Here is a 26,171-nt window from a genome sequence, read left to right on the forward strand (position 1 = left end):
CGCAGTCAACTGCTTGCCTCCTCGACTGAGTCCCCCATTACGTCTGCGGCGTTTGCGGTCTTTTCGTTACGTTCGTCAGATGGACCCGGCTGGTCCTTCGGGTCCGACGGGTTCGCCTCCCCGGCGATCTCGGCCTCCACGTCCCGTCGGCCGCTCTGCGCGCCCTGGTGGAAGCCGCCGAGGCGGCGTCGGAGTGCTTCGGCGTCCACGGAACCGCGCGGCTTGGGCGCGGTGCTCGCGGGCGCGGTGATCTTCGGCGTGCGCTTGGGCAGGCCCTTGTCGGTGACGCGTTCCCACTTGGGCGGCGCGGGCACGGCATCGGCCTCGGCCTGCCGCCCGGCGTCGACCTGGGTCTCGCTTCCGGGCTGCGGCCCAGCCTCGGCCGCGGCCTCGGGCACGCTTCCGGGCTGCCGCCCGGCCAGGGCCGTGGCTTCGGCTCCGAGCCTGCGGCCGGCCTCGGACCGGGGCTCGCTCTCGGCCCGCGGCCCCGCCTCGGGGGCGGGCTCCGGGGCGGGTCCGGCCTTGGGTTCCGGGCCGGCGTCCCCGTCCGCCTCCGGGGCGGCGGGGACCATGAGCTCCATGGTCGTCTCCGCGGACGGCGGCGGCGTGGGCTCGGAGTCGGCGCCGGACCGCGGCTCGGCATCGGCATGGGCGTCGGACTGCGGCTCGGCCTCGGGCTGCGGCTCGGCACCGGCATGGGCATCGGACCGCGGCTCGGCCTCGGCGTGGGCGTCGGGCCGCGGCTCGGCCTCGGCATCGGGCTGCGGCTCGGCACCGGCGCCGGGCTGCGGGGCGGTCTCGGGGGCGGATCCGGCCGCCGGCGCTTCCTGGAGCTTCGGCAGGGCCGACTCCACGGTTCGCTCGGCCGCCGCGATCAGCGGGTCCTCGCCGGGGGCGGCGGCCGACCGGCCCGGCAGCACGTTCGAGTTGGCCTCGGCCTCCGAGCCGGGCAGGTGCGTCACGGGCTCGCCGCCCCGCGGCGGCGGGACCACCGCGGTCGTCGAGGGCGCCTGCGCCAGGATCGGCTTGGGCAGCACCACGACCGCCGCGACACCGCCCTGCTTCTGCTCCCGCAGCCGCACCCGCGCGCCGTGCCGCGCCGCGAGCCGGGCCACGACGTACAGACCGAGGCCGAGGCCGTCCCCGCTCTCCTGGTCGTACGCCGCGTCGGGGTCGAAGTCGGCGAGGCGCGCGTTCAGCTCCTCCATGCGGTCCTTGGTGACACCGATGCCCTCGTCCTGGACGGAGAGCATGACCTCGCCGCTCTCCAGGAGCCACCCGGAGACCTCGACGGAGGCGTCCGGCGGCGAGAACGACGTGGCGTTCTCCAGGAGTTCGGCGGCGAGGTGACTGATGTCGTCCGCGGCGAAACCGGCGACGTGCGCGTGCGGCGGCAGCGTGGCGATGCGCACCCGCTCGTACCGCTCGATCTCGGAGACGGCGGCGCGCACGACGTCGACGAGCGGGACCGGCCCCGGGTGCTGGTGGCCGTGCTCGGCGCCCGCGAGGACCAGGAGGTTCTCGCTGTGGCGGCGCATGACCGTGGCGAGGTGGTCGAGCTTGAAGAGCGTGGCGAGGCGGTCGGGGTCCTGCTCGCGGTCCTCCAGGTTCTCGATGACGGCGAGCTGGCGCTCGACGAGACCGAGGGTGCGCAGGGCCAGGTTGACGAAGGTGCCGTGGATGGACTGGCGTACGCGGTCCAGGTGCGCCGAGGCCTCGGCCAGTTCGGCGCGCAGGGCCTCGCGCTCGTCGGCCATGGCCTGGCGCTTGCCGATGAGGTGCTTGCGGTCCGCCTCGAGGGTCGTCAGGCGCTCGGTGAGGGCTGCGGCGTGGCCGTGCAGGGCGTTGACGGAGCGGACGACCTGGGCGAACTCGTCGTCGCGGCCGGTGAAGCGGATCGGCTCCTGGGGCGCCGGCTCGGTGGCGAGGCGGGCCGAGCCGAGGCGCAGGACGGCCAGCGGACGGGTCAGCGAGCGGGCCATCGCCATGGAGACGCCGACCGCGACGAGCAGGCAGACGCCGACGAGCGCGACGCGGATCTCCAGCGCCGTGACGTCGTCGTCGCGCAGCTGGGCGAGGTGCTTGGTGCGCTCGACGCCGAGCGCGGACTCGGCGCCGCGCATCGTCTCGATGCGGGCGGAGAGCGCGGCGTCGACCTTCTTGGGGTCGAGGTCCCGCTCGGCGGCGGAGAGCGTGGGCTGGTCGGTGAGCCGGGCGAGGTACTTCTCGGCGGCGGTGACCTCGGCGCCCGTGACGGTCGACTCGTATGTGACGCGGGCCGGGTCGTCGGCGGCGTCGCGGAAGTCCGCGAGGGCGGCCTTCTCCCGGAGGTGGGCCTGCTGGGCGGCGGCGCTCAGGCCGTCGCGGCGCTTTCCGTCGGCCGGCGATTCGCCCGTGACGGTGGTCGGCAGTCCCGTGACCGGGTCGACGGTGGTGGACGTGGACGCGGAGGGCCGTACGGCGAGGGCGGCGAGGAGGAGGCCGCGGGCGGCGGCGGCCTGCTCGACGGCGTGGTCGAGGTCGGCGAGGGCGAGGGCGCCCTTGTTGGCCTCGGGCGGCAGCTGTTCGGCCAGGTCGCGGGTGAGGCCGTGGAGTTCGGTGATGACCTTCGTGTACGCCTCGTGCGCTTCGAGGGCGGTGCTCTTGCCGGTGAGCGCGGCGCGGCGGACGCCGGCGATGTCGGCGAGGTCGTCGCGCAGCCCGGCGGGGGCGTCGGCGCCGCGCAGCTCGTCGATCTGCCGGTCCACGCGGGCGCTGCGGCTCTCGGACAGGCCCTTGCCCCCGGGGCGGCCCGCGGCGATGAAGGAGGTGACCTCGTCGCGCTCGTCGGCCAGCGAGTGGCCGAGGGAGACGGCCTGCTGGGTCTGCTCGGCGAGGGTGACGAGGCTCTGCGTGTCGTTCAGCCGGCCGGAGGCGGCGACGATGGCGGGTGCACCCGCTCCGGCGATGGCGGCGGCCACCACCGCCACGGAGACGATCAGCCGGTTGCGCACACGGGCGGTGGGCTTCTTGTGCACGCCGGCGGCAGCCGCGGCGGCGGCCTTGGCGGCGTCCCCGGCGGGGGTGGTCTGCTCGGCCGACGGCGTCGCGGCCCGCCCGCCGGAGGCACCGGGCACCGCCGTCTGCCCCGCGGGGGTTCCCTGGGCCGCCGCTTGCCCCGCGGACGCGCCGGGCATACCCGGCAGCCCGCCGGACGTCGCGGACGCGCCGGACCCCGCGACCTGCTCGGCGGCAGCTCCCGGTGCCGCGGGCCCCGCGGCACCGCCGGGCGCCGAAGCCTGCCCGTCGGGCGTCGTGGGCACCGTCATGTCAGGCCCTCCGGGGCCCTCCGCACGCTCGGTCGGATGGGGCGCGCCCGGCGTGGCCCCTTCCGGGGCCGTCTGCTTGCCTTTGCGCCGAGGCCGCATCTTCTGCACCGGTGCTCGCATTCCTGTTTTTCGTCTGCCCATGTGCCCGGGTGACGATCCGTCAACACGAGCGCGCCCCCGGTACGGCCCCTGACCCTTCCAGTGCCGGTGAGTGGCGGTCGCGCATCGCATGCCTGGCCACCCGAAGGAGTGAACATCGGCGGGGAGTTGGCGGGCAAGTCCCGGCGTGCGGATCACGGGGCATATGCGGTGCGCCGGTTGGACGTCGCCGACCGGCTTTGGCAGGATGCGCCGCCACACCCCGGCGGAGTTGATCATTCCGGTCCAATTCCGGCGCGTGACCTGCTGGTCCGGGCCAACGCCGGGCCCGTTTCCGGTTCTCACCTGCTCCCGTGAAGGGCTCGTGCAGACTGGCTGAATGCGTATCGAACTCGCCACTGAGCCCGGAGACCCCGCACGCCCCAACGAGGACTACGCGTCGGTCGCGCTTCCCGCTTCCGGACAGGGCGGATCGCTCGTCCTCCTGGACGGCGTGACCCCACCGGAGGGGTCCATGGGCTGTCTGCATTCCGTTCCCTGGTTCACGGCGCGACTCGGCGGCGCACTGGGCGAACTGTCCGTTTCGCGGCGGGATATGACGCTCCCTGAGGTCCTGGCGACCGCCATCACGCGTACCGCCGACGCACATAGTTCAACCTGTGACCTTTCTCACCCGCGTACACCTCAGGCAACGGTGGTGCTCATGCGGTGGGACGCCGAGCGCGTCGAGCATCTGGTCCTGTCCGACTCGGCGCTCCTCATGACGGGCGAGGGCGGCGAGGTGACCGCCGTCCTCGACCGCCGCCTCGCCGAACTGCCGCCCGCCGTCCAGGCCCTGCGCGACCAGGTGCGCGCCCTGCCGCGCGGCTCGGCCGAGCGGGAGGTGGCGGGCCGGGCCTACGGAGCGGCGGTCGAGGCGCTGCGCAACGCCGAGGACGGCTTCTTCACGGCCGCGGCGGACCCCTCGGCCGCGGCGCGCGCGGTCACCGGCGAGACGCCGCGGGCGGACGTGACGGCGGTGGCGGCGCTCACCGACGGGGCGGCGCGCTGGGTCGAGACCTTCCGCGAGGGCGACTGGGCGGAGTGCTTCGCGCTGCTGCGCAAGGAGGGCCCGCAGCACCTCCTCGACCGGGTGCGCGAGTTGGAGCACGCCGACCCCGACCGCCTCGCCTTCCCGCGCGGCAAGCGCCACGACGACGCCGCGGCGGTGTACGTGGAGCTGTGACCGGCTTCACGCGCTCACGGACGCCCCCGGCTCACGACTCGGCGCTCGCGTTCAGCTGGCCGAGCAGCCGGGCCAGTTCGGCGACCTCCGCCCGGTCCCAGCCCTGGAGTTGGCGCACGTACCGCGCGCGGCGGGCGGCGCGCACCGTGCGGAAGCGGGTGCGGCCGTCGGGCGTGAGCCGGATGAGCCAGGCGCGGCCGTCGGCGGGGTCGGGTTCGCGGGAGACCAGGCCGAGTTCCTCCATGGCCCGCAGCTGACGGCTCATCGTCGCCTTGCCGACCCCGATGTACGCGGCGAGGTCGGTGGCCCGCTGCGGCCCCGAGTCGTCCAGGCAGACGAGGAGGCCGTACGCGGCGGGCTCCAGGTCGGGGTGGACCTGGCGCGCCATCTCGCCGGAGGAGGCCCGCGCGCGGCGCATCAGGAGCGACAACTCCCGCTCCAGGGAGAGGAACTCGCGGTCCACCCCCGGTTCGGCGTCACCGTACGCCCCGTCCTTCACGCCCTTCTCTGCAGCACCCATGTCCCGCTTTCCCGATTCTGAAAGTTATCGCCGGAAGACTCTCGCGCCGCGGGCGCGGCGCCAGCGGCCTGACCAGTATTTCGCAAGGTCGGAACCGTGCCGCTCCCACGGCACCGCCACAGGAGTGGACCAACGGCACCACTCTGTCCCCCTTCCCCCGCGGCGGTCTACGTGCGTAGCTTTTCAAGTGACATGTTCACACCATGAACCTGTCGCAAGGTCCCCCCAGAGCACCACCGAGGCCTTCGGAGGCACGCAGATGTCCGTGCACAGACCCGGCCCCTCCCGCCGCTCCCGCCCCGCCCGCTTCTCGCCGGCGGCGGTCCTCCTCGCAGTCCTGTCCGCCCTCTCCCTCCTCCTGACGCTCCCCACGGCGGCCCAGGCGGACGACGTCCCCCCGCGCGGCTCCGCCCGCCTCGGCCAGGGCGTCATCGAACACGACGGCCAGGGCGGTCTGCCCACCGGCGGCGGCGCCACCCAGACCGAGGGCGTCGACGTCAGCAGCCACCAGGGCAACGTCGCCTGGTCCACGCTCTGGAACAGCGGCGTGAAGTGGGCCTACGTGAAGGCCACCGAGGGCACGTACTACGAGAACCCCTACTTCGCCCAGCAGTACAACGGTTCGTACAACGTGGGCATGATCCGCGGCGCGTACCACTTCGCGACGCCCGACACCGCGAGCGGCGCCGCCCAGGCCAACTACTTCGTGGACAACGGCGGCGGCTGGTCCCGCGACGGCAGGACGCTCCCCGGCGCGCTGGACATCGAGTGGAACCCGTACGGGGCGGCCTGCTTCGGCAAGACGCAGTCCGGCATGGTCAGCTGGATCCGGGACTTCTTGAACACGTACAAGGCGCGCACGGGCCGCGACGCCGTGATCTACACCGCCACCAGCTGGTGGAAGCAGTGCACCGGCAACTACGGCGGCTTCGGCGCCAGCAACCCGCTGTGGATCGCCCGCTACAACACCAGTCCGGGCGAACTCCCCGCCGGCTGGGGCTTCCACACCATGTGGCAGTACACCTCCTCCGGGCCGACGGTCGGTGACCACAACAAGTTCAACGGCGCCTACGACAGGGTCCAGGCGCTCGCCAACGGCTGAGCCCACGAAAGCCCATGCCCGGGCACGCGAACGGCGGCCGCCCCGTGGACCGGGACGGCCGCCGTTCCCCCGCGCTACGCCGCGACCGGCACCTTCACCTCGCCCACCGTGGCTTCGGTGAGGGCCAGTTCGAGCACCTGGCGCACATCGGTCACCGCGTGCACGTCGAGCTTCTCCAGGACCTCGGCCGGGACGTCGTCGAGGTCCGGCTCGTTCCGCTTCGGGATGATCACCGTGGTGATGCCGGCGCGGTGCGCGGCCAGCAGCTTCTGCTTGACGCCGCCGATCGGCAGCACCCGGCCGGTGAGCGAGACCTCACCGGTCATGGCCACGTCGGTGCGGACCAGCCGGCCGCTGAGCAGCGAGGCGAGGGCCGTCGTCATCGTGACGCCCGCGCTCGGCCCGTCCTTCGGCACCGCGCCCGCCGGGAAGTGGATGTGCACGCCCCGGTCCTTCAGGTCGGCGACCGGCAGCTCCAGTTCGGCTCCGTGCGAGCGCAGGAAGCTCAGCGCGATCTGCGCCGACTCCTTCATCACGTCGCCGAGCTGGCCGGTGAGCGTGAGCCCCGAGGCCCCGGTCTCCGGGTCGGCGAGGGACGCCTCCACGAACAGCACGTCGCCACCCGCCCCGGTGACCGCGAGCCCGGTGGCCACACCCGGCACCGCCGTGCGGCGCTCGGCCGGGTCCTGGGCGGACTCGGGCACGTGGTGCGGCCGCCCGATCAGGTCGCGCAGATCCTCGTCCGTGACGGTGAAGGGCAGCTCGCGCTCGCCCAGTTCGTGCTGGGCCGCCACCTTGCGCAGCAGCCGCGCCACCGAGCGCTCCAGGTTGCGTACGCCCGCTTCGCGCGTGTACTCCCCCGCCAGCTTGCGCAGCGCGCTCTCGTCGAGGGTCACCTCATCCTTCTCCAGGCCCGCCCGGTCCAGCTGGCGCGGGAGCAGGTGGTCGCGGGCGATGACGATCTTCTCGTCCTCGGTGTAGCCGTCGAGACGGACCAGCTCCATGCGGTCGAGCAGGGCCTCCGGGATGGCTTCGAGGACGTTGGCCGTCGCCAGGAAGACGACGTCGCTCAGGTCCAGCTCCACCTCCAGGTAGTGGTCCCGGAAGGTGTGGTTCTGCGCCGGGTCGAGGACTTCGAGGAGGGCGGCGGCCGGGTCGCCCCGGAAGTCCGAGCCCACCTTGTCGATCTCGTCGAGGAGCACGACCGGGTTCATGGATCCGGCCTCCTTGACGGCCCGCACGATCCGGCCGGGCAGCGCGCCCACGTACGTACGGCGGTGGCCGCGGATCTCCGCCTCGTCGCGTACGCCGCCGAGCGCGACCCGCACGAACTTGCGGCCCATGGCGTGCGCGACGGACTCGCCGAGCGAGGTCTTGCCGACGCCGGGCGGACCGACGAGGGCCAGCACGGCGCCGCCGCGGCGCCCGCCGACGACCCCGAGGCCGCGGTCGGCGCGGCGCTTGCGCACCGCCAGGTACTCGGTGATGCGCTCCTTCACGTCCTGGAGCCCGGCGTGCTCGGCGTCGAGGATCTCCTGGGCGCCCTTGATGTCGTACGCGTCCTCGGTGCGCTCGTTCCAGGGCAGTTCCAGGACGGTGTCGAGCCACGTCCTGATCCACGAGCCCTCGGGCGACTGGTCGCTGGCGCGCTCCAGCTTGTCGACCTCCTTGAGAGCGGCCTCGCGGACCTTCTCGGGCAGGTCGGCGGCCTCGACGCGGGCCCGGTAGTCGTCGGACTCCTCGGCCGAGTCCTTGCTGTCGCCGTTGAGCTCGCGCAGCTCCTTGCGTACGGCGTCCAGCTGGCGCCGCAGCAGGAATTCGCGCTGCTGCTTGTCGACGCCCTCCTGGACGTCCTTGGCGATCGTCTCGGCGACGTCCTGCTCGGCGAGGTGCTCGCGCAGCTGGGCGGTGGCGAGCTTGAGGCGGGCGACGGCGTCCTCGGTCTCCAGGAGTTCGATCTTCTGCTGGACGGTGAGGAAGGGTGAGTAGCCGGAGTTGTCGGCGAGCGCGGAGACATCGTCGATCTGCGTGACACGGTCGACGACCTGCCAGGCGCCGCGCTTCTTCAGCCAGCTGGTGGCGAGCGCCTTGTACTCCTTGACCAGCTCGGTGACGGCGCCGGGGAGGGGTTCGGGGACGGAGTCGTCGAGCTTCTGGCCCTCGACCCACAGGGCGCCGCCGGGCCCGGTCGTACCGGCGCCGATGCGCACGCGGCTCCGGCCCCGGATGAGGGCGCCGGGGTCGCCGTCGGAGAGCCGTCCGACCTGCTCGACGGTGCCGAGGACGCCCGTCGCGGCGTACGTGCCGTCGATGCGCGGAACAAGCAGCACCTTCGGCTTGCTGTCGCCCTCGGAGCGGGCCGCGGCCTGGGCGGCCTCCACCGCGGCGCGCACCTCGGCGTCGGAGAGGTCGAACGGGACCACCATGCCGGGCAGGACCACCTCGTCGTCGAGCGGCAGCACAGGCAGAGTGAGCGTTGTGTTCGAGCTGTACGAGGTGGACTCAGTAGCCATGATCTCCCTTTCGGCATTCAAGTTGAGCTGTACCGACTCAATGCTCATGAGCGCCACAATGTTCCCCAAGCGTTGTTCGCTCTCAGCGATCAGGGCGCCACCCAGCGCCCCCGCCCGGATCGCCCTCTGTACGGACCGGCGTTCCCTCGGGACCGTGGAGGCTTCCGACACTCACGGAGGAGATCCACGGTGGACACACCCGACCTCACCGGGCAGCTCATGGAGCACGCGCTCGGGCACCTGTTCTCCGCCGCGCTGCGTACGGCGGCCCGCTGCCGCGTCGCCGACCACCTGGCGGCCGGGCCGCGCACCGCCGAGGAGCTGGCGGGGCTGACCGAGACCCACGCCGGGCATCTGCGCCGCGTCCTGCGCTATCTCGCCACGCGTGACGTCTTCCGCGAGGACGAGGCGGGCGCCTTCCACCTCACGCCGCTCGCGGAACCGCTGCGCACGGACGTGCCGCACTCGCAGCACGCGGCGGTCGTGATGCTGACCGACGAGGCGTTCCAGCGGACTTCGGCGGGCCTGGAGGAGACGGTGCGCAAGGAGGGGCCGTCCTTCGAGCGGACCTTCGGGCAGCCGTTCTTCGCGTATCTGGCCGGGGACCCGCGGCTGCGGGAGCTGTTCGACGCCGGCATGACGTCGCTCTCGGGGCCGATCGACGCGGCGGTCGCCGGGACGTACCCCTTTCCCGAGCAGGGCACGGTGGTGGACGTCGGCGGCGGGCGCGGCAACCTCCTGAGGACGCTGCTGCGCGGGCGGCCCGGCCTGACCGGGGTCCTCTTCGACCAGACCCCGGCGATCAGCACGCACCTGCTGAGCGGGGACGAGGCCGTGCGGGGCCGCTGGAGCGCCGAGTCCGGGGACTTCTTCACCGAGGTCCCCAAGGGCGGTGACCTCTACGTCCTCAAGCACGTCCTGCACGACTGGCCGGACGACGCCTGTCTGCGGATCCTGCGCAACTGCCGGGCGGCGATGGCGCCCGGCGCCCGCCTCCTGATCGTCGAAGCGGTGCTGCCCGAGGGCAACGATCCGCACCCCGGCAAGACGCTGGACGTCGCCATGGCGGCGATCGTGGACGGCCGGGAGCGGACGGAGGCCGAGTTCACCGCGCTGCTCTCGGCGGCGGGGTTCACGCTGGCCCGGATCGTGCCGACGGCGGCGTGGCCTTCCGTACTGGAGGCGGTGCCCGCCGGGCTCAGCGGCGGCGCGGGGCCGGCCGCGCGGGAGTCAGGAACGGACGGCCGCGCCTGAGCAGGGGCCAGGTGCAGACGCCGACCGCGAGCGCGAGCAGGTGCCCCCAGTCCGTCATGGGGTCGGTGAACGCGATCAGGTCCTCCACGAGCATCCAGCCGAAGCCGGCGAGGACGGCCCACCGCAGCCACGGCGTGAGCAGTCCCGCGAGGGCGCCGACGCTGGCGGCCACGCCGAAGCTGATCCCGTAGTCGAGGCGGTGCAGCGAGCTGCCCGGCAGATGGCCCGCGAGGACGGACAGACCGACCGGGACCTCCGTCGCGAGGGTGGCGACGACGTGCCCGAGGAGGAAGACCCCGGCCGTGCGCAGGCCGCCGATGCGGCGCTCCAGCGCGGTGAGGACCAGCAGGAAGGCGATGGCGTACGGCGAGGTGATGCCGCCCGCGATCCACAGGGCGCTGGCGACCAGGACCAGGAGGGGGTTGTGCGCGAGGTGGGCGACATCAGTGCTCGAGCCGCGCAGCAACGCGTCGACCAGCTCCGGGTCGGCGTAGCGCCCGAGCAACGAGGTGGCGGTGAGAACGAGCGCGTACCCGAAGGTGAAGGGCGTACGACGCGGGCCGGGCATCAGCCGCCAGAGGCGCGGCCGGGGGCGTGTGACGGCGGGCACGCCGACCGACGCGGTGGCCGCGGCGGCGGTGACAGAGGGCACAGGCCCGCCGACAATCGGCGCGGCGGCCTTGGCAGCAGGCGGGGAGGCCTTGGCAGCGGGCGGGGAGGCGGTGACAGCGGGCCCGGCCGCGGCCCGGGGGTGCGGGTCCGGTTGCCGGGGGATCGCGTTCAGGGCGGGCGGCTCCCGGTCCCCCGGCGCGCGGGCGACGTCGGTGGTGCCGGTGGTGCCGGCGGTGCCCAGGGGCTCGACGCTCTGGTTCACGGGTGAGGCGCTCCTTCCGTCCCGCCCTACCCTCTGCCCATTTTTCGAGTGCTGTCCATTGACCGGCGCCACGTGGGACGCGATTCACAGCAACCTCAGGGGTCACTTCCGCGTCACCGGCGGCCTCCCGAGCCGCCGAAAAGCCGCCCGCGCCCCGCCCCGCCGCTTCTACGCTGTGCCCATGCGCACCCACACCACCGCCCCCGTCGTCCTCGACCGGCGCGAGGGCCCGTACGGCGAGGTAGTACTGCGGCGCCACGGTGAGCTGCTCCAGATCATCGCCAACGGCTGCTTCCTGATGGACACCTCCGACGGCCGCTCCGAGCGGCTGCTCGTCGACGCGGCGCGGGACTTTCTCGACGGCCGTCCGGAACCCGCCGTGCTGATCGGCGGCCTCGGCGTCGGCTTCTCCCTCGCGCACGCCGCCGCCGACCCCCGCTGGGGCCGCATCACCGTGGTCGAGCGCGAGGCCGCCATCATCGACTGGCACCGGTCGGGACCGCTCGCCGAGCTGTCCGCCGCCGCGCTCGCGGATCCGCGTACGCGAATTCTTCACACCGACCTCGTCACCTACATCAACGGTGCGGCGGAACCGCTCTCCGGCACCCCGGAGACGTACGACGCACTCTGTCTGGACATCGACAACGGACCCGACTGGACGGTGACGGAGGGCAACAACTCCCTTTACTCACCTGCCGGTCTGGCCGCCTGCAAAGCCCGTCTCACCCCCGGCGGAGTGCTCGCCGTGTGGTCCGCCAAGCCCTCGTCCGCTTTCGACGACGCTCTACGGAATGCCGGATTCCATCAGGTACGCACCGAAGAGATCGCCGTTGCCCGAGGCGTCCCCGACGTCGTGCATCTCGGCGTAAGGGCTGCGTAGCCGAGGTGCCTTCGCGACCCGTACCCTGCTGACCGAACACAAGCGATCAGTGTCAGGGGCGGGCGATGGAGCAGACACACACCTCCCACAACGGCGCGACGGCGGCGACACCCGGCGCCCAGCGCCGGGTCCTGGTGGTCGAGGACGACCCGACGATCGTCGACGCCATCGCCGCCCGGCTGCGTGCCGAGGGTTTTGTTGTGCAAACGGCCGGGGACGGCCCTTCGGCGGTCGACACGGCCCAGGCCTGGCAGCCCGACCTGCTCATCCTCGACATCATGCTGCCGGGCTTCGACGGCCTGGAGGTGTGCCGCCGGGTCCAGGCCCAGCGGCCCGTCCCGGTCCTCATGCTCACCGCACGTGACGACGAGACGGACATGCTGGTCGGACTCGGCGTGGGCGCCGACGACTACATGACCAAACCGTTCTCCATGCGGGAGCTCGCGGCCCGCGTGCACGTCCTGCTCCGCAGGGTCGAGCGGGCCGCGCTCGCCGCGACCACGCCCCGCAGCGGCATCCTGCGCCTGGGCGAACTGGAGATCGACCACGCCCAGCGGCGTGTGCGCGTGCGCAGCGAGGACGTCCATCTGACGCCCACCGAGTTCGACCTGCTGGTCTGCCTGGCCAACACCCCGCGCGCCGTCCTCTCCCGCGAGCAGCTGCTCGCCGAGGTCTGGGACTGGGCCGACGCCTCCGGCACCCGCACCGTCGACAGCCACATCAAGGCGCTGCGCCGCAAGATCGGCGCCGAGCGGATCCGGACGGTGCACGGCGTGGGCTACGCCCTAGAGACCCCGACGCCGTGAGGCCGGTCCTGCCATGAGCGGGCCTTTCGGGTCTTTTCAGGGGCTGCGGCCGTTCTCCATCAAGACGAAGCTCGGGGCCCTCGTGGTCGTCTCCGTCTTCATCACCACGGGCCTGCTCCTGGTGGCCATGAAGACCCAGACCGAGCTGCGCTTCATCACCGTCTTCTCGGTGATCGCCACGCTGCTGATCACGCAGTTCGTGGCGCACAGCCTCACCGCGCCGCTGGACGAGATGAACGCGGTGGCCCGCGCCGTGAGCCACGGCGACTACACGCGCCGGGTGCGCGGCGCCGACCGGCGCGACGAGCTGGGCGACGTGGCCACCACGATCAACGCCATGGCGGACGACCTGGAGGCCCAGGACACCCAGCGCAAGGAGCTCGTGGCCAACGTCAGCCATGAGCTGCGCACCCCCATCGCGGCCCTGCGCGCCGTCCTGGAGAACGTCGTCGACGGGGTCTCCGCCGCCGACCCCGAGACGATGCGCACCGCCCTGAAGCAGACCGAGCGGCTCGGCCGCCTGGTGGAGACGCTGCTCGACCTCTCCCGCCTCGACAACGGCGTCGTACCGCTGAAGGCCCGCCGCTTCGAGGTCTGGCCGTATCTGTCGGGCGTACTGAAGGAGGCCAACATGGTGGCCTCCGCGCGCGCGGCCATGGCCTCGGGCTCCGGCAGCCACACGCGTACGGACGTCCACCTGCACCTGGACGTCTCGCCCCCGGAGCTGACGGCGCACGCGGACGCGGAGCGTCTGCACCAGGTCGTGGCGAACCTCATCGACAACGCGGTCAAGCACAGCCCGCCGCACGGCCGTGTGACGGTGCGGGCCCGGCGCGGCCCCTACCCCGAGTCCCTGGACCTGGAGGTGCTCGACGAGGGCCCCGGAATCCCTCAGTCCGAGTGGCACCGGGTCTTCGAGCGGTTCAACCGCGGCGGCCACGCGGGCGCCCCCGCCAAGGGCTCGGCCATCGACGGCGGCACCGGCCTCGGCCTCGCCATCGCGCGCTGGGCCGTCGATCTGCACGGCGGCCACATCGGGGTGGCCGAATCCCCGCGCGGCTGTCGCATCCAGGTCACTCTTCCGGGCCTGTCCGAAGCGTGAAGTTGACGTAGGGTTCGAAGCGGAAGCGATTCACCGGCGTCCTCGTGGGCACTCGGGAGCCGCCGCCGCGCGTAGACGTCCCTCTGGCGTACCCGCGCGGCCATCTCGCGTTGCGGAACCTCGCTTGTTTCCCGCCATTTACACCCCCGAAACCCTTCCTCCAGTGTGACTTACGCGACGGATCACGGGCCCGGTCTGCACCTCACGCCGATGGAGGCGTAGCCTTTATTTCCGCTGTCCATCACCTTGTGAAGCGGAAGAGGGCGGTTACCGCCGTGTCGCCAGAGTCCCCCAGTAACTCGAGCATCTCGACCGACCAAGACGCGCAGGGCAAGGACCCTGCCGCTGCCTTCGGTCCCAATGAGTGGCTCGTCGACGAGATCTATCAGCAGTACCTCCAGGACCCGAATTCGGTCGACCGAGCCTGGTGGGACTTCTTCGCCGACTACAAGCCAGGGGTGGGCGCTTCCGTAGCCGCCGCCCCGGCGCAGCCGGCGGGTGACGCGGCCGCGGGGGCCGCGGCCACCAGTGCTCCCGCCACTCCGGCCGCGCCCGCCGCACCGGCTCCCGCCGCCAAGCCCGCCGCACCGGCGGCCCCGGCCGCCGAGAAGCCCGCCGCCCCCGCGGCGAAGCCCGCGGCCGCCGCTCCGGCCCCCGCCGCCAAGCCCGCCGCCGCGAAGCCCGCCGCCAAGGCGGAGCCCGCGACGGAGGCCCCGGCCGGCCCCGAGTACGTGACGCTGCGCGGCCCCGCCGCCGCGGTCGCGAAGAACATGAACGCCTCGATCGAGGTCCCGACGGCGACGTCGGTCCGCGCGGTCCCGGTGAAGCTGCTCTTCGACAACCGCATCGTCATCAACAACCACCTCAAGCGCGCCCGCGGCGGGAAGATCTCCTTCACGCACCTCATCGGGTACGCCATGGTGCAGGCCATCAAGGCCATGCCGTCGATGAACTACTCCTTCCAGGAGAAGGACGGCAAGCCGACCCTGGTCAAGCCGGAGCACATCAACTTCGGCCTCGCCATCGACCTGGTGAAGCCCAACGGCGACCGCCAGCTCGTGGTCGCGGGCATCAAGAAGGCCGAGACCCTGAACTTCTTCGAGTTCTGGCAGGCCTACGAGGACATCGTCCGCCGCGCCCGCGACGGCAAGCTGGGCATGGACGACTTCACCGGTGTGACGGTCTCCCTGACCAACCCCGGCGGCCTCGGCACCGTCCACTCGGTCCCGCGTCTGATGCCCGGCCAGTCGGTCATCATGGGCGTCGGCTCCATGGACTACCCCGCGGAGTTCCAGGGCACCTCCCAGGACACCCTGAACAAGCTCGGCATCTCGAAGGTCATGACGCTCACGTCGACCTACGACCACCGGGTCATCCAGGGCGCCGCCTCCGGCGAGTTCCTGCGGATCGTCGCCAACCTCCTCCTCGGCGAGAACGGCTTCTACGACGAGATCTTCGAGGCGCTGCGGATCCCCTACGAGCCGGTCCGCTGGCTCAAGGACATCGACGCCTCGCACGACGACGACGTCACGAAGGCCGCCCGCGTCTTCGAGCTGATCCACTCCTACCGGGTGCGCGGCCACGTCATGGCCGACACGGACCCGCTGGAGTACAAGCAGCGCAAGCACCCCGACCTGGACATCACCGAGCACGGCCTCACCCTGTGGGACCTGGAGCGGGAGTTCGCGGTCGGCGGCTTCGCCGGCAAGTCGATGATGAAGCTGCGCGACGTCCTCGGCGTGCTGCGCGACTCGTACTGCCGCACCACCGGCGTCGAGTTCATGCACATCCAGGATCCCAAGCAGCGCAAGTGGCTCCAGGACCGCATCGAGCGCCAGCACGCCACCAAGCCGGAGCGCGAGGAGCAGCTGCGCATCCTGCGCCGGCTCAACGCCGCCGAGGCGTTCGAGACGTTCCTCCAGACCAAGTACGTCGGTCAGAAGCGCTTCTCCCTGGAGGGCGGCGAGTCGGTCATCCCGCTGCTCGACGCGGTCATCGACTCCGCGGCCGAGTCGCGCCTGGACGAGGTCGTCATCGGCATGGCCCACCGCGGCCGCCTGAACGTCCTCGCCAACATCGTCGGCAAGTCGTACGCGCAGATCTTCCGCGAGTTCGAGGGCAACCTCGACCCGAAGTCGATGCACGGCTCCGGCGACGTGAAGTACCACCTGGGCGCCGAGGGCACCTTCACCGGCCTGGACGGCGAGCAGATCAAGGTCTCGCTGGCCGCCAACCCCTCCCACCTGGAGGCGGTCGACCCGGTCCTGGAAGGCATCGTCCGCGCCAAGCAGGACATCATCAACAAGGGCGGCACGGACTTCACGGTCCTGCCCGTCGCGCTCCACGGCGACGCGGCCTTCGCGGGCCAGGGCGTGGTGGCCGAGACCCTGAACATGTCGCAGCTGCGCGGTTACCGCACGGGCGGCACGGTCCACGTCGTCATCAACAACCAGGTCGGCTTCACCGCCGCCCCGGAGTCGTCCCGCTCGTCGATGTACTCGACGGACGTGGCCCGCATGATCGAGGCGCCGATCTTCCACGTGAACGGCGACGACCCGGAGGCCGTGGTCCGCGTGGCCCGCCTGGCCTTCGAGTTCCGTCAGGCGTTCAACAAGGACGTCGTGATCGACCTCATCTGCTACCGCCGCCGCGGGCACAACGAGACGGACAACCCGGCGTTCACCCAGCCGCTGATGTACGACCTGATCGACAAGAAGCGCTCGGTGCGCAAGCTCTACACCGAGTCCCTCATCGGTCGCGGCGACATCACCCTGGAAGAGGCCGAGCAGGCGCTCCAGGACTACCAGGGCCAGCTGGAGAAGGTCTTCACCGAGGTCCGCGAGGCCACCTCGCAGCCCTCGCCGATGGAGGTCACGGGCCCGGAGGCCGAGTTCCCCGTGGCGGTGAACACCGCGATCTCCCAGGAGGTCGTCAAGCGCATCGCCGAGTCCCAGGTCAACATCCCCGACCGCATCACCGTGCACCCGCGCCTGCTGCCGCAGCTCCAGCGCCGCGCGGCCATGGTCGAGGACGGCATGATCGACTGGGGCATGGGCGAGACCCTCGCCATCGGCTCGCTGCTCATGGAGGGCACCCCGGTGCGCCTCGCGGGCCAGGACTCGCGCCGCGGCACGTTCGGCCAGCGCCACGCGGTCCTCATCGACCGCGAGACGGGCGACGACTACACGCCGCTGCTGTACCTCTCCGAGGACCAGGCGCGCTTCAACGCCTACGACTCGCTGCTCTCGGAGTACGCGGCGATGGGCTTCGAGTACGGCTACTCGCTGGCCCGTCCCGAGTCCCTCGTGATGTGGGAGGCGCAGTTCGGTGACTTCGTCAACGGCGCGCAGACCGTCGTCGACGAGTTCATCTCCTCGGCCGAGCAGAAGTGGGGCCAGACCTCCGGCGTCACCCTGCTCCTGCCGCACGGTTACGAGGGCCAGGGCCCGGACCACTCGTCCGCCCGCCCGGAGCGCTTCCTCCAGCTGTGCGCGCAGAACAACATGACGGTCGCCATGCCGACCCTGCCGTCGAACTACTTCCACCTCCTGCGGTGGCAGGTGCACAACCCGCACCACAAGCCGCTGGTGGTCTTCACCCCGAAGTGGATGCTGCGCCTGAAGGCCGCCGCGTCCAAGACGGAGGAGTTCACGTCGGGCAGCTTCCGCCCGGTCATCGGCGACGCGTCCGTGGAGGCGAAGGCGGTCCGCAAGGTCGTCTTCTGCGCGGGCAAGCTCTACTACGAGCTGGACGCCGAGCGGCAGAAGCGCGGCATCACGGACACGGCGATCATCCGCATCGAGCGCCTGTACCCGCTGCCGGGTGCGGAGCTCCAGGAGGAGATCTCCAAGTACCCGAACGCCGAGAAGTACCTGTGGGCGCAGGAGGAGCCGGCGAACCAGGGCGCGTGGCCCTTCATCGCCCTCAACCTCATCGATCACCTGGACCTGGCGGTCGGCGCCGACATCCCGCACGGCGAGCGGCTGCGGCGCATCTCGCGCCCGCACGGCTCGTCCCCGGCGGTCGGCTCGAAGAAGCGCCACGAGCAGGAGCAGGCACAGCTCCTGAACGAGGTCTTCGAGGCCTAGGCCTCAGCGGTCGTACGAAGGTGAGCCCGGCCCCGAGTGCTCGTCACTCGGGGCCGGGCCCACCGGCGTGTGCGGGAGCGTCTCAGATGGGCTGGGGCTCGAAGTCCCAGTACAGGCGGCCGCGTTCGGAGGCCTCCGGCGGCTCGGCACGGTCCAGGGCGAGGCCCGCCCTGAGGTCGCGGGTCAGGCCGTGCGAGTCGCCCAGCGTGCGGGCGGAGCGCTCCGCCGCGTCCTGGCCGAGCTGCGCGGCGGCCTCGGTGTCGCCGGTGAGGGCGAGCGTCGCGGCGGCGTTCAGGGCGCACCCGAGCGTCCAGGGGTGGTCCGGGCCCACCGCCCGTGCCATCTGGCCGCGGGCCCGCAGGGTCACGGCGAGCGCCGTCCTCAGCTCGCCCGCGTCCCGCAGCAGCATGCCGACGTTGGCCCACGCCCCTATGGCGTACGGATGGCTGTCGCCCAGCTGTGCCTCGTACAGCGAGGCGGTGGTCTCGGCCAGCGCGCGGGCCTCGTCGGGGCGGTCGAGCTGGCGCAGGAGCATGGCGTAGTCGCAGGAGACCATGAGCGCGTCGGGGTCCTGGGTGCCCCGTCGGCGCAGCAGCTTCTCGCGGACCTTGCGCATCATGGCCAGGGCGAACTGGAGGTCGCCCGTCCGGCGGGCGCACAGGGCGAGGTTGTGCTCGGCGTGCAGGGTCTGGCTGTGGTTGCGGTCCAGGACCTGGCTGTGCAGCCGGGAGTTGTGGCCCTGGATGTCCATGGCCTCGGTGTAGTTGCCGAGGAGCCGCAGCATCCAGGCGGTGCGCAGCGCGGAGTACAGGGTCAGCGGGTTCTTGCCGCCGAGGAGTTCGACGCGGGCCTCCAGGATCCTGCGGTGCAGGGCGAGGGCGTCGGTGTAGCGGCCCTGGAGGCCGAGGGAGACGGCGAGGTTGCTGCGGATCGTCAGGGTGCGCGGTACGTTCTCGCCGCCCAGTTCCGCCGCCGCCCGGTCGGCGGCGGCTTCGAAGAGCCCGCGTGCCTCCTCGTACCGCCCGAGGGCCATGAGCGTGCCGCCGAGGCCGTCCCTGGCGCGGATCACCTCGATGGGGCGGGTGTCCTCCTCGGCCGTGAGCCGGTCCAGGGTGTCGCGGCCGACGGCCTCCGCCTCGGCGTATCGGCCGAGGCGGCGCAGCATGTTGGCCTGCTGGTGGACCGCGACGAGCACCGAGCGGTGCGTGGCGCCCGAGGTGGCGCGCCAGTGCTCGACGGCCTGCCGGCTGAGCCACCAGCCGTCGCGGTACTCGCCCCGCATGCGGAGGTAGTCGATGCAGTTGAGGACGAGGTCGCGGACGTCGTCGTCCTCGGACTCCAGCGCGCCCGACGGCCCGAGGTGCGGGATGAGTTCGGCGTAGCGGGCCCAGTTCGCGGGGGACGCGGGGTCGCGCGGGTCGGCGGTGACGAGGACCTTGCGGGCCGCCTCGGAGTAGCGCTCGCGGTCCTTGGGGGACTGGATGCCGACGACGTACCGGTGGAAGAGGCGGTGCATGCGCAGGGTGCTGACGCGCTGGATGTCCATGCGCCCCGGTTCGTACTCGACGCGCATCGAGGTGATCTCGGAGAGTCTGCGCAGCGCGGTGTTCCAGCTGCTCGGCTCGGAGACCAGCTCGGCGAGCGGGCGCGGCAGGTCGCCGTGGCGCGAGGTCTGAAGGAGCCGGACCGGCACGACGTCCGGGGAGAAGCAGGCGAGGAGGTTCAGGAGCTGCCAGGCGGGGGCGGCGCCGTCGCGCAGGGTGTTGAGGGTCTTGGCCCAGGCGACCTGGAAGGACTCGGGGTAGTCGCGGGACTCCACGATGCCGAACCGGTCGGGCTTGCCGCCCCGGATGTCCTTGATGTAGCCCGGCACGTCGGCGGTGGGCGTGACGTCGAGCCAGGCCGCCATCTGGTCGAGGAGCAGCGGCATGTCCTCGACGGCCTCGGCGAGCCCGTCCGCCTCGTTCTCGGTGAGCCGGGCCGCCCTGCGGCCGACGAAGGCGACGCTCTCGCTGCGCCGGAAGGGCGGTACGAGGACGGCTTCCTCGGTGTAGGTCGCCCACTCCGCGCGCAGGGTGGTGATCAGGACGTGGCCGCGTCCCTCGGGCAGGAGGTCGAGCACCTTCTCGGGGGCGTCCGCGCCGTCCAGGACGAGCAGCCAGGGGCGTGCGGTGCCGGCCAGTTCGCGCCGTACGGCGTCGATGACGGGTTCGAGCTGTCCGGAGGCCTCGATGCCGAGCTGTGGCGCGAGGGCGGCGAACTGCTCGCGCGCGGTCACCCGGCTGCCCGCGGTGACCCACCACACGATGTCGTAGTCGCCCGCGAACCGGTGGACGTATTCGAGGGCGAGCTGGGTCTTGCCGATGCCGCCGGGGCCGTGCAGGGCGACGGAGCAGCCTCCGGGGCCCGCCGCCGCGAAGGTGTCGTGGACCTTCTCCAGGAGGCCGGTGCGGCCGGTGAAGCGGCGGTTGCGGCGCTGCGCGTTCCACACCTCGGGCAGGTCGTCGGGGAAGCGGGGACCGCGGGCGAGGGCGACGAGGGCGGCCGGGGCGGCGATGCCCGCGCACTCCAGGACGCGGGAGCGGGCGGCCTCGGGGCGCAGTCCGCGCAGTTCGACGGGGGCCAGGGCTATGACGGCCTCGGGGAGCGGCTGCGCGGTGATGCTGACGGCGGCGATGCGGTCGCGGTGGGCGGGCAGCACCTCGCGCAGGGCCGCGGCCCAGGCCTCGAAGCGGTCGGCGCCGAGCCTCTCGTACCAGTCGTCGATGAGGAGCAGGATGCGGCCGGGGGCTTCGAGGAGGCCGGTGACGGCGTCGGCGGCGGGCGGGCGCAGCAGCGGGTTCCAGCGGACCAGCGTGGTGGCGCGTCCCGCGGCGCGGATCTGGTGCTCGATCCACTTGGCCCAGGACTCGCTCTGGCCGGCGAAGACCACGGTGACGTGCGGCCGGTCACCCCCGGGTTGTCCGGTCATGCGCGGCCTCCTTCTCCGGTGACGCCGGCGGGTCCCGCCACGGCGAAACGGTCACGTGTGTGCACAGGGAATCCAATTGTGCGTCAAAGGGGCGTCAGAATAGACGACTTGGGGCATCGGAAGCGGCCGCGGCGGTGGAAAGGCGGTCGGCTATGTGCCGAATCAGCCGTTCCAGGTCGGCGCAGTAGACGCTGGGGTGCAGGAAGCCGCTGCCCGGGGCGTAGCGGTGGACGTAGTTGCCGCCGCCGCAGACGCGCACCACCGGGCAGGCGCGGCACTCCTCGGAACGGCCCTCCAGGCCCAGCTGACGGGCGGCGACGCCGGGGTGGCGCAGGGCTTCGTCGAAGCCGTGCCGGAAGACGTCGAGGCCGGTGGCGGGGGCTCCCGCGTACGCCGACTTCAACGAGTCGACCTGCTCGATCGCGCCGTCCATGTCGACGACGACCGCGGCGAGCGGTGAGAGCCCGACGGCCTCGGCGGTGCTTGGCAGGCCGAGCAGGAGCGCGGCGATCTCCCGGAAGAGGCGGACGCGGGTGCGCAGCCGTCCCGCGTCCCACCAGGCGTCGAAGAGCGTGGCGAGCCAGTCGCCGTACGGGGTGGGGCGCGGCCGGTGCCTGCCCGGGCGCTCCTCGGCCGCGATGCCGGGCGGCGGGGCCGCCCAATTGCCGTGCGGCAGCAGGAAGTCGACGCCCGGCGGGCGGAGGCCGAGCAGCGACTCGTACACGTCGGCCGGGTCGGCGGCGAGGTCGATGGTGCAGAGGATCCCCGCGTATGTCCGGGGGCGCGCGGCGAGCAGCCGCGCCGCGTGGCGTGCGGCGGGCCAGGCCGGGCGGCCCGCGTGGTCGGTGCGGCGGGCGTTGTGGGCGGCGCGGCCGCCGTCGAGGCTGAGGCCGACACGGATCTGGGCGGCGGCGACGCGGTCGAGGGCGCCGCGGGTGAGCAGGGTGCCGTTGGTCTGGACGGTGGCAGTGACCTCGCAGCCCGCGGGCACGGCCTCCCGTATCTCACGGGCGTACGCGATGACGGCGTCGGGGCCGGTCAACAGCGGTTCCCCGCCGTGCAGTTCGACGCGTATGGCGGTCAGCCGGTGCCGGGTGACGTGTTCGGCGACGCGGGCCGCCGCGCGGCGCATGACGGTGGCGTCGGCGCGGGCCGGGCGCTCGCGCCAACTGGCGTCCGGGGAGCGGTAGACGTAGCAGTAGGAGCAGTCGAGGTTGCAGCGGCCGTGGACCTTCAGGACGAACTGGCGGAAGGGGACGGGCCGGTGGGCGGCCGGGTCCAGGGTGGCGTGCGGCCAGGCCGGGTGGCTCACGGCGCGTCCTCGTACCGGGCGACGACCGGGCCGTCGGCGGCCGCCGCTGCCGCGCCCTCGACGAGGTCGGCGACCAGGGCGGCGTACACGGGGTGGCCGGAGCGGTCCGCGTGGGGTGCGAGGGCGGCGAGGGGCGGCAGCTCGGGCAGGGGTATGCCGCTCGCGGCGGCGGGGGCGCTCACGCCTCGCCCGGGCGGGACTCTAGGCGGGCGATGGCGGCGCGCAGCTCCTCGGCGCGGGCGGCGACCGCGGGGGGCGGGGATTCCGGGAGGTGGGGCTCGGCCTTGCGGTACTCCAGGAGCGCCAGCTCGGGCTCCTCCAGCTGCTCCAGCGTCTCGCCGCGCGAGTGGTGGGCCTCGGCGGTGATGTCGGCGTGTCCCGCCTCGGTGGCGGTCTCGGCGGCGCGACGGTAGTACTCGTCGGCGCGGCGCAGCTGTGCGAGGGCGTCGGTGCGTTCGGCGAGCCGGGTCGCCACGTCGCCGCGCCGCAGCCAGCTGTACGCGGCGAGGTCCGGGGCGGCGAGGGAGCGGGTCACTGCGCCGAGCAGCCAGTCCGCCTCGTACAGGTCGGCGAGGACCTCCTGCACCTCGAAACGGGCGAGGTAGGCGGTCGCCAGGTGCATGCGCCGCCCGTCGAACTCGGGGTCCGCCGTCGGGGTCGCCTCGACCGCCTCGCGCATATGGCGCACGGCGGCGTCGGTGTCGGCCGCCGAGTGCGTGTCGACGCCGCGCTGCGCGAGGGCGGCGCCCAGGCGGTGCAGCAGGAGCGCCCTGGCCGGATCGTCCCTCGGGGCCAGGGGGAGCGCCATCTCCCAGCGCTCGACGGCCAGGTGGCGGTACTCGTCGCGGCCCGAACTGACATACCGCGCCCAGTGCACGTCCGCGCCGCGCACGTGGCACTCCAGGATCAGGTCGTGGTCGCCGTCGGCCGCCGCGAGTGCCTCGTCCACGGCGGAGAGGATGAGCCGCTGCCCGCCCTCGTCCGGGTCGTCGGCGCGGGCCAGTTGCAGGGCGTCGGCCAGGTCGAGCCAGGCGCGGGTCCGCTCGGCCGCGTCGAAGCCGTCGCGCGCCAGGGCTTCGCGGAAGTCGTCGCAGGCGTCGACGGCCACGCCGCTGGCGTCCGGCACGGACCGGCCCGCGAGGTCGTCCCTGGGGATCTCGCCGCGCCCGGTGTAGTGCCGTGCCAGCCGCTTGCGCAGCCGTCCGCGCTGGAGGTACCCGGCGGCCTGCTCCGGGCCGAGGGTGAGGACGCCGGTGGTGCTGATGGCGCGGCGCATGAAGTCGACGTAGACGTCCTGAGGGCGGGGCTCCGCGGCGGAGCGGTCCCGTCCCGCGTCCGCGCCCCGGCCGGCGTCCCGCGAGCGGTGCTCCCCGGCGTCGGCGCGGGCCCTGCCGAGCGTGCTGCCGTGGAAGGCGGCGTCCGCGAGGTCGAGGCGGCCCGCGCGGGGGCCGGGGCTCTCCGGTGGGGCGTAGCCGCCGGGGCCGGTGATGCTCACGCCCCTCAGGTGGGCCTCCACGACAGAGCCGTCCGTTTCCCCGCCCTCCGTGCCCCGCGCGTCGTACAGCGCCGCGTACACGGCGTCCGCGTACCGCCTCTCGGTCTCCGCGTCCAACGGCGTGCGCCCGGCGTCCGATCGGGCGCGCGCGTGCTCCTCCAGGAGCTGCGCGATGACGGCGCGGGCGTACTGCCGCTCGTCCTCGTCCGACATCGGGGTGACGCCGACCAGGCCCCGGTCGATGCGGCGCTGCTCGGCGACGCGGTGAGCGGCCTCATCCGTGAACTGCCGCACCAGCTTCGGGGAGGGGGGCGCGCCCGGGCCGCTTCGCGCGTACGCGGCCGGGGAACCGCCGCGCGACCCGCGCTGCGCGCCGCTCTGGCTCCGGGTCCGCGCGCCCGTCCCCGCCACCTCGACTCCCGCCGCCACCAGCCGCGCCGCCACCACCGCGAGGCGGTCGAGCACTCCCGCGAGGGCCCGCTGCGCCGGCCAGCCCGGGTGGGCGGCGTCGTCGCCCACGTGGGCCCTGACCGACGAGAGCACCTCCGTCACGTTGTTCAACAGGAGGTACTCCGCCCAGAACCCCGCCAGGTGGCCCTGTCCGCCCAGGCGCTCCGCGTGCTCCCGCACCGCGTCCGGCAGCGCGGCCGCCGCCGGGCCGGAGCGCTCCACCTCCTCGGCGACCGCGAGGAGCGTCCCGCCGAGCAGCAGCCGTGCCCGCGCCGACCGGTCCCCGACCCCGGCGGCGATCCGCAGCGCCTCGTGCAGATCCGCCACGCCGTGCCGCGCGCTCCAGCGCAGGAACAGCGTCTCGCCGAGGTCGGTCAGCACCCCGTCGAGGAGCGCGCCGCCGCACCGCGCGGCCGCCGCCTCCAGCAGCTCCACCGCGTAGTCCAGTTCCCGTGCCCGGCGCTCCCGCCCGTACCGCTCGCGGGCTTCCGCGGCGGCTTCCCGCAGTGCCTCGGGGTCGTTCCTGTCGGGCTCGCGCCCCTGCGCGCGCGTACTCGGCAGGAAGCGCCGCAGGACCTCTCCGGAGACCTCGGCGAAGGCGCGCAGCCCGGGGTGGTCGGCACCGGGCCCCGTGCCCGGCGGGCCCGCGGGCTCCCCGGTGTCGCCGAGCAGGGCCACGGCGGTGGCGGGGAAGTTGTGCACGCTGCGTCCGAACCGCCGCTCCAGATAGTCCGAGCAGTGCTTCTGCAACAGCAGCGCGTCGTCACGCTCCAGATGGCCGAGCAGCTCCTCCTCCACGCCCTCCAGGAACTCGTAACCCAGCACCTCGGGGTCCTCGTCGCGTTCCCGGCGCTTGAGGAGCCCGCCGAGCAGCACCTCCGCGAGGACCTCGGGCCCGCTGCCCGCCAGCATGGCGCGCTGCACGAGCTGCATCACGGGCAGGATCGTCGGCACCGCGGAGAGGTACACGGCGAGCTGCCAGGCCGCGGGCGACGCCGTGCGCCGGAACGCCCGCACCCGCTCGCCGCCGCCGAACTCCTGACGGGCCCGCACCGGCGCCCCGGACGGCCCGTGCTCGGCCTCCGCGTGGCCCGCGGCCGCCTCCAGGCACTGCCCGGTGGCGCCGGACACCAGCTTGGCCCAGCCCTCCACGGAGGACCTCCGCAGCGCGAGCACCGGCACGGGGATGCCCCGCCGCCGCGATCCGCCCCCGCTCGCGGGCTCGAACTCCAGACGTCCGGCGGGGCCCTCCCGGCGGTGCAGGTGGCCTCGCCGCGCGGGTAAGTGCGTACGCCGCCACATGCGCTGCGGCAGGGGCTGCACCACGGCGACCGGCGCGAGTGAGCCCCAGCGGTACAGCAGCCGCTGCATCCGGCCGCTGCGCCACATCGGGCCCGCGCAGTCGCTCAGGACGAGGGCCAGCCTGCTGCCGGTGGGGTCGCTGAGGCGCTCGGGGTCCTGGAGGGCTGCGCCGGGGCGGGCCGTCGCCGCGTATCCGGGGCGGCCGTCCTCGCCCTCGTGCAGGAACTGCACCTGCACCTCGCGGAAGGCACCCGCCCGCTCACACACGTGCCGCAGCTCGCCGAGCGCCTGCTCCCACACGACCGTGGACGTGGAGAGGTCCATGACGAGCAGGAGCCGCGCCTCGCGCCGCCGGGCGTGCCGCAGGACGGGGACCACGAGCCCGGTGTCGGCGGCCCGCTCCGCCGTGGCCTGTTCGTCGAGGTCGCGCGGTACGGGGCGCACGGGCGGCCGGTAGCGCTGCAAGGGCCGCAGGGCGCGCTGGAGGGCCAGCGGGTCGGGCAGGACGGCGGCGGCCGGGACCTGCACGGGGACGCCGTCGCGCCGCTCGCCGTCGCCGCCCTCCCCGGGTACGACCAGCCGGGCGCGGGGCACGGCCCGGGGCGCCGCCCTCGGCGCGGGGGCGGGCGGGGTGTGCCGGTGCGGCGGCCCGGCGTCGTCGTGCGCGCCGCCACCGGGCCGTACGGGCGGCGGCGGGTCGGCGGCGGATCCCTCTTCGGCGCCGCCGCCCGCGGTGACCTGCCGGGCGAGCCACAAGGAGTCGGCCAGTTCCTGGACCGTGGGGTCGAGTTCCGCGTCCCGCAGGCGCGCGACGAGCGCCGCGAGCGCTTCGCTCACGGCGTCGGCACGGTGCGGGGCGGAGGTCATGCC

15 protein-coding genes are annotated in these 26,171 nt (G+C 73.4%); 7 read left to right on the forward strand and 8 right to left on the reverse strand.

The window, feature by feature from the left end:
• Positions 1 to 5 precede the first annotated feature (5 nt).
• Positions 6 to 3,308 carry a nitrate- and nitrite sensing domain-containing protein gene (locus ACF062_RS13195; RefSeq protein ID WP_392137855.1) on the reverse strand — a complete coding sequence of 1,101 codons (3,303 nt, stop codon included), beginning with the start codon at positions 3,306 to 3,308 and terminating at the stop codon, positions 6 to 8.
• Positions 3,309 to 3,786: 478 nt separating this feature from the next.
• On the opposite strand from ACF062_RS13195, the gene ACF062_RS13200 reads away from it, so the two are divergent.
• Positions 3,787 to 4,632 (forward strand): protein phosphatase 2C domain-containing protein, encoded by an 846-nt coding sequence (locus tag ACF062_RS13200; RefSeq protein WP_392137856.1) that lies wholly within the window; start codon positions 3,787 to 3,789, stop codon positions 4,630 to 4,632.
• A 31-nt stretch (positions 4,633 to 4,663) separates the two neighbouring features.
• Here the strand turns inward: ACF062_RS13200 and ACF062_RS13205 are convergent, their stop codons facing one another.
• Entirely contained in the window at positions 4,664 to 5,152 is a 489-nt protein-coding gene (locus tag ACF062_RS13205; RefSeq protein ID WP_392137857.1) for a MarR family winged helix-turn-helix transcriptional regulator, read from the reverse strand.
• Between the two features lie 259 nt (positions 5,153 to 5,411).
• Between ACF062_RS13205 and ACF062_RS13210 the strand changes: the two genes are divergently transcribed.
• Positions 5,412 to 6,254 (forward strand): lysozyme, encoded by an 843-nt coding sequence (locus tag ACF062_RS13210; protein ID WP_392137858.1) that lies wholly within the window; start codon positions 5,412 to 5,414, stop codon positions 6,252 to 6,254.
• A 74-nt stretch (positions 6,255 to 6,328) separates the two neighbouring features.
• On the opposite strand, the gene lon is transcribed toward ACF062_RS13210, so the two are convergent.
• Positions 6,329 to 8,767 (reverse strand): endopeptidase La, encoded by a 2,439-nt coding sequence (gene lon / locus ACF062_RS13215; protein ID WP_392137859.1) that lies wholly within the window; start codon positions 8,765 to 8,767, stop codon positions 6,329 to 6,331.
• Positions 8,768 to 8,956: 189 nt separating this feature from the next.
• On the opposite strand from lon, the gene ACF062_RS13220 reads away from it, so the two are divergent.
• Positions 8,957 to 10,021, forward strand: coding sequence for a methyltransferase (locus ACF062_RS13220; protein WP_392137860.1), 1,065 nt, complete (start codon positions 8,957 to 8,959; stop codon positions 10,019 to 10,021).
• On the opposite strand, the gene ACF062_RS13225 is transcribed toward ACF062_RS13220, so the two are convergent.
• Positions 9,966 to 10,895, reverse strand: a complete 930-nt coding sequence (locus tag ACF062_RS13225; protein ID WP_392137861.1) for a rhomboid-like protein — start codon at positions 10,893 to 10,895, stop codon at positions 9,966 to 9,968. The two genes, ACF062_RS13220 and ACF062_RS13225, sit on opposite strands and share 56 nt — an antisense overlap.
• Before the next feature lie 181 nt (positions 10,896 to 11,076).
• Between ACF062_RS13225 and ACF062_RS13230 the strand changes: the two genes are divergently transcribed.
• The 4 genes from ACF062_RS13230 (at position 11,077) to ACF062_RS13245 (ending at position 17,771) form a co-directional block, all read left to right on the forward strand.
• Positions 11,077 to 11,775 (forward strand): spermidine synthase, encoded by a 699-nt coding sequence (locus tag ACF062_RS13230; RefSeq protein ID WP_392137862.1) that lies wholly within the window; start codon positions 11,077 to 11,079, stop codon positions 11,773 to 11,775.
• Between the two features lie 65 nt (positions 11,776 to 11,840).
• Positions 11,841 to 12,581: a response regulator transcription factor gene (locus ACF062_RS13235; protein ID WP_055701842.1), complete on the forward strand. Its 741-nt coding sequence runs from the start codon at positions 11,841 to 11,843 to the stop codon at positions 12,579 to 12,581.
• A 13-nt stretch (positions 12,582 to 12,594) separates the two neighbouring features.
• Positions 12,595 to 13,683 (forward strand): cell wall metabolism sensor histidine kinase WalK, encoded by a 1,089-nt coding sequence (locus tag ACF062_RS13240; RefSeq protein WP_223776728.1) that lies wholly within the window; start codon positions 12,595 to 12,597, stop codon positions 13,681 to 13,683.
• Positions 13,684 to 13,958: 275 nt separating this feature from the next.
• Positions 13,959 to 17,771 (forward strand): multifunctional oxoglutarate decarboxylase/oxoglutarate dehydrogenase thiamine pyrophosphate-binding subunit/dihydrolipoyllysine-residue succinyltransferase subunit, encoded by a 3,813-nt coding sequence (locus ACF062_RS13245; RefSeq protein WP_392137863.1) that lies wholly within the window; start codon positions 13,959 to 13,961, stop codon positions 17,769 to 17,771.
• 82 nt (positions 17,772 to 17,853) lie between these two features.
• Here ACF062_RS13245 and fxsT read toward each other — a convergent pair whose 3' ends face one another.
• From fxsT to ACF062_RS13265, 4 genes are all read right to left on the reverse strand, one after another.
• Positions 17,854 to 20,742: an FxSxx-COOH system tetratricopeptide repeat protein gene (fxsT, locus tag ACF062_RS13250; RefSeq protein ID WP_392137864.1), complete on the reverse strand. Its 2,889-nt coding sequence runs from the start codon at positions 20,740 to 20,742 to the stop codon at positions 17,854 to 17,856.
• A 94-nt stretch (positions 20,743 to 20,836) separates the two neighbouring features.
• The gene (locus tag ACF062_RS13255; RefSeq protein ID WP_392137865.1) at positions 20,837 to 22,054 is read right to left on the reverse strand and encodes an FxsB family cyclophane-forming radical SAM/SPASM peptide maturase; all 1,218 of its coding nucleotides are present in this window, start codon (positions 22,052 to 22,054) and stop codon (positions 20,837 to 20,839) included.
• On the reverse strand, positions 22,051 to 22,236 hold the full coding sequence (locus ACF062_RS13260; protein ID WP_223776725.1) for a hypothetical protein: 186 nt from the start codon (positions 22,234 to 22,236) through the stop codon (positions 22,051 to 22,053). The genes ACF062_RS13255 and ACF062_RS13260 overlap by 4 nt, the downstream gene beginning before the upstream one ends.
• Positions 22,233 to 26,168: an SAV_2336 N-terminal domain-related protein gene (locus ACF062_RS13265; RefSeq protein WP_392137866.1), complete on the reverse strand. Its 3,936-nt coding sequence runs from the start codon at positions 26,166 to 26,168 to the stop codon at positions 22,233 to 22,235. The genes ACF062_RS13260 and ACF062_RS13265 overlap by 4 nt, the downstream gene beginning before the upstream one ends.
• Between the last annotated feature and the right edge of the window lie 3 nt (positions 26,169 to 26,171).

The sequence above is a fragment of the Streptomyces sp. NPDC015345 genome (assembly GCF_043078805.1).
Classification (GTDB): domain Bacteria; phylum Actinomycetota; class Actinomycetes; order Streptomycetales; family Streptomycetaceae; genus Streptomyces.

Coding starts and splice junctions, on each gene's coding strand:
- ACF062_RS13230 (WP_392137862.1), top strand. CDS start 11,077: ATGCGCACCCACACCACCGCCCCCGTCGTCCTCGACCGGCGCGAGGGC.
- ACF062_RS13235 (WP_055701842.1), top strand. CDS start 11,841: ATGGAGCAGACACACACCTCCCACAACGGCGCGACGGCGGCGACACCC.
- ACF062_RS13205 (WP_392137857.1), bottom strand. CDS start 5,152: ATGGGTGCTGCAGAGAAGGGCGTGAAGGACGGGGCGTACGGTGACGCC.
- ACF062_RS13200 (WP_392137856.1), top strand. CDS start 3,787: ATGCGTATCGAACTCGCCACTGAGCCCGGAGACCCCGCACGCCCCAAC.
- fxsT (WP_392137864.1), bottom strand. CDS start 20,742: ATGACCGGACAACCCGGGGGTGACCGGCCGCACGTCACCGTGGTCTTC.
- lon (WP_392137859.1), bottom strand. CDS start 8,767: ATGGCTACTGAGTCCACCTCGTACAGCTCGAACACAACGCTCACTCTG.
- ACF062_RS13195 (WP_392137855.1), bottom strand. CDS start 3,308: ATGACGGTGCCCACGACGCCCGACGGGCAGGCTTCGGCGCCCGGCGGT.
- ACF062_RS13265 (WP_392137866.1), bottom strand. CDS start 26,168: ATGACCTCCGCCCCGCACCGTGCCGACGCCGTGAGCGAAGCGCTCGCG.
- ACF062_RS13210 (WP_392137858.1), top strand. CDS start 5,412: ATGTCCGTGCACAGACCCGGCCCCTCCCGCCGCTCCCGCCCCGCCCGC.
- ACF062_RS13240 (WP_223776728.1), top strand. CDS start 12,595: ATGAGCGGGCCTTTCGGGTCTTTTCAGGGGCTGCGGCCGTTCTCCATC.